Source organism: Bacillus sp. AFS037270, assembly GCF_002585305.1.
In genome coordinates, this window is record NZ_NUNF01000125.1 from 1 (window position 1) to 2,462 (window position 2,462).

Annotated in this window: 2 protein-coding genes; one reads left to right on the forward strand and one right to left on the reverse strand. The window is 38.0% G+C overall.

The annotated features are described in order from the left end of the window. Positions 1 to 117: 117 nt before the first annotated feature. On the reverse strand, positions 118 to 1,413 hold the full coding sequence (locus tag COD92_RS31065) for an IS110 family RNA-guided transposase (RefSeq protein WP_098532434.1): 1,296 nt from the start codon (positions 1,411 to 1,413) through the stop codon (positions 118 to 120). 369 nt (positions 1,414 to 1,782) lie between these two features. Here COD92_RS31065 and COD92_RS31070 point away from each other — a divergent pair, with 369 nt between their 5' ends. Further along, the gene (locus COD92_RS31070; protein ID WP_098532435.1) at positions 1,783 to 2,100 is read left to right on the forward strand and encodes an antibiotic biosynthesis monooxygenase family protein; all 318 of its coding nucleotides are present in this window, start codon (positions 1,783 to 1,785) and stop codon (positions 2,098 to 2,100) included. Positions 2,101 to 2,462 lie beyond the last annotated feature (362 nt).

A 2,462-nucleotide genomic window follows, 5' to 3' on the forward strand; every position in this document is an offset into this window, starting at 1 on the left:
CATGCTGCCCCACAGGGTCCTTGCCCGTAATTTAGTTGCTTTGCCGACTAATCCGTGCTTCAAATGTACCCGAACCTACAACACACATATCTACTATTAATCTAATCTAAAACAGAATCAGGCGGCCATTTCTACCTTCTTTGATACTGACAAATGAGGAATATCCTTTAACATCTTTTCTTCACTAAATTCAAATTTCTTTTTACTTATGCTAAAGAAAATACGGATCAGTTTATTACATAAAGCAATAAGGGATTGCATTTTCTTTAATGGATTATCAGAACGTTGAGTATAGTAGGCATGTAATTCTTTAAAAGCTGAATTCTTAGCTACTAGTATCATACATACCCTAAACAACAGGGCCCTTAGTTTCTTGCGGCCCCTCTTTGTGATGGTCGTTTTCCCCTTGTGCTTACCGGATGTATTTTCTTTTAAACTTAAGCCAGCCAGCTTAATAATTTGTCTGGGATGGGTATAATCATTCAGGTCACCCACTTCCGCAAAGAAACCGGCAACTGTATCCCTCCCGACACCTTTAATGGCCAACATTTGTGGTACTCCAGGTATTTCATCAAGTAAAACTTCTATTTTCGCATCCAATTCTTCGAATTTAAGCTGGATGAGCTCATATTTATCTAGTAACATTTTCAGCTCCAGTTTGGCCATATCAGATCCTTGCCGAAGTCCGATGGACTTACTGGCAGCTTGCTTTAACCCTCGGATTTTACTAAGCCCCACACTCCGGGTAACGGCTTTTCTTAGGTGGGTGAGCAGTTCTTGATCAGAGAACTTTATTATTTCATGCGGTAAAGCATATAGTTTTAAGAATTGTAAGGCTGCCTTCCCTTCCCACTTCTTAAAGACCGTTAGAAATTCTGGAAAGTACCGGTCAATCCAGTTGTGAACCTGTCCTTGGACCGTTTGTAGGTCATCCGTTAGAAGATCGCGTATTTTCTTCGCAACCCGGAGCTCGGCATACACTCCTTGCGGTGTCGTAGGTTCAGCGTATCTTCCGTCCTTGACCAGCTGGGCAATGACTTTTGCGTCTTTTACATCATTTTTAGTTGGTGAATTATCATCGAGTTCCTTGCTTTTCTTTACGTGCAAGGGATTGACTACTACAAACTTAATCTCATTTTCTTTCAGAATATGTGCCAGGTTGAACCAATAGTGGCCAGTTGGTTCCATTCCAACCATCACTTTTTCCATGGCTTGTTCTCTCTGCAGTTCAGAAATCCATGTAAGAAAATGCCCGAACCCTTCTTTTGTGTTTTCAAAATAGCAAGGTAATCCGAACTCCATTCCTCTAAAGTCCTGGGCACGTGCCACGTGCTTGAATTTAGCAATGTCCACACCTATAATAAGTGTTTGAGAAGTTATTTGAGCAATCTTCTTATTTTGGTTATAATTCATTTTAAAGCCTCCTGGTATTTGAGTGTTGTCCTTTTCGCTGGCCAGCTTCCGGACACTCTTATTCTACCAAGAGGTTATTTTTTTGTTCAAACCTCATTTTCACTCATTACAGGAATGCTGCCCCGTTAGCTCAACAAGAAAAAAGACCGCCGCAGCGATCATCAACTTTAGCTAATGCACCCGATAGTTTAAGAACAATACTTCACATATCAAGTAACCTGCCACGGTATTGGAACAGTAGTATAACTATAACTAACTATTTTCCTTTCAATATTTAAAACAGCATTTATAACAATACGTTCAAGGTAATGTTTGTAAAGTATTTATAAGATGTTATCATAGTAAATGAACATTAATGGAGGTGGAATTTTGTCATCATCAGTTTTTCTGGCACTTTATCGTCCAAAATCAGGGAAAGAAAACGAGTTAAAAGAAATTCTTAAACTACATATACCAACGTTACGAGAAGAAGGATTGATTACAAACCGTGAGTTATTAACTCTTCAAGCGGAAGATGGGACAATTATTGAAATAGCCGAGTGGAAGTCCAATGAGGCTATAGAAAAAGCACATCAATCAGCTAATGTAATGTCCGTTTGGAACAAAATTAGTTCCGTTGCTGAACTGACTAGTCTTTCATCACTTGCTGAGGCTCAAGTACCTTTCCCCAATTTCAAACCTTTATAGACCTAAAAAAGCCATGTAATTCACATTTGAACTCAGATCACTTTTTCTGATTATTAACTGTGTTGATTTTAGTTAAAATAATAGCTTGGCAATCGATTGCCAAGCTATTTCTTCTGTTTTTAATTCTTCGTTTCTTATTCAACAAAAGCACTCGTTAGACGAATTACACCAATAAAGATGGACAATTTTAGACAATCTCTACATATGCACTTTAAAATGTTTAATCAAAGGTAATTAGGAGAATTCGTGAAAATATGTTACACTTTGTTTACCATTTGATTTACTTGTTTACATGTGCCCTACTCATTCGTGAGTGGGGCTTCTTGTTTTTAAAGAAGAAATAAAAAAACAGACTCTATAAA